This is a genomic window from Streptomyces noursei (genome assembly GCF_001646665.1).
Taxonomy (GTDB): Bacteria; Actinomycetota; Actinomycetes; order Streptomycetales; family Streptomycetaceae; genus Streptomyces; species Streptomyces lavendulocolor.
The window spans coordinates 1-697 of sequence record NZ_LWBU01000056.1; the positions used below are offsets into that span (position 1 = coordinate 1).

The 697-nt window shown below is 65.3% G+C and carries 1 protein-coding gene; it reads right to left on the minus strand.

What is annotated here, in order from left to right; genetic code table 11:
• Positions 1 to 34 precede the first annotated feature (34 nt).
• On the minus strand, positions 35 to 460 hold the full coding sequence (locus A4V12_RS05810) for a hypothetical protein (protein ID WP_064068134.1): 426 nt from the start codon (positions 458 to 460) through the stop codon (positions 35 to 37).
• Positions 461 to 697 lie beyond the last annotated feature (237 nt).

The following is a 697-nucleotide window of genomic DNA, read 5'->3' on the forward strand; positions in this document are numbered from 1 at the left end:
CCCCACCCACAACCAACCCGCAAGACGAGTGGGGTCACTGCAGTCCGGGGGCAGGCTTGCTGGCTGCGGCGAGGAAGACGCCGATGAGATCCGTCGGCATGCTGTAGCCGGCGACCTTGCCAAACCCAGGGCCTTGAGCCTTGATCGGAGGTTCCATGCCCTCAGGCCACCATCCGCTGCGCACGCCGCGGTCGAGAGTGAACTTGAGCGAGGCGCTATGTCCCCGGAGGCTCCTGTCCTCACCGTCGCGAAGCGTGGCAGCATCGACGTACCCGCCGCGGCTGGCAGCCTCCTTGACGATGCGGCGAGCCCGGGCCGGCAACGCCAGGTAGTAGCGTTGCGCGCGCTCAGCGGTCCAGGCGGTGTCGGTCTCGACGTCCGCGGCATACTCAGCGAGCAGGTCGAGTAGCCGCTTCTGGAAGTCACCGGTGGGATCGTCGATCGTCACGGTGATCTTCATGGGGCCTCCGTAGCAACAGACCTGACTTAACGTCACTGTAACGAGGTCAGCCCCCAAAGAGGCCTCTCCTTTCCTGAATCCAGGCCGAGTGGGTGACAGTCCTGCCGTCTTCCCGCCTTCAGTTGGGAGCAAGACGCCACGTTTATGCCGAACAAGGCCTCAGCCAGGCTCCATCCGGCAGCCCGCTGAGCACTGACGGAGGCGTCGACGCTCATGGCGGGTTGGTTGTGGGTGGGG

Coding starts and splice junctions, on each gene's coding strand:
- A4V12_RS05810 (WP_064068134.1), bottom strand. CDS start 460: ATGAAGATCACCGTGACGATCGACGATCCCACCGGTGACTTCCAGAAG.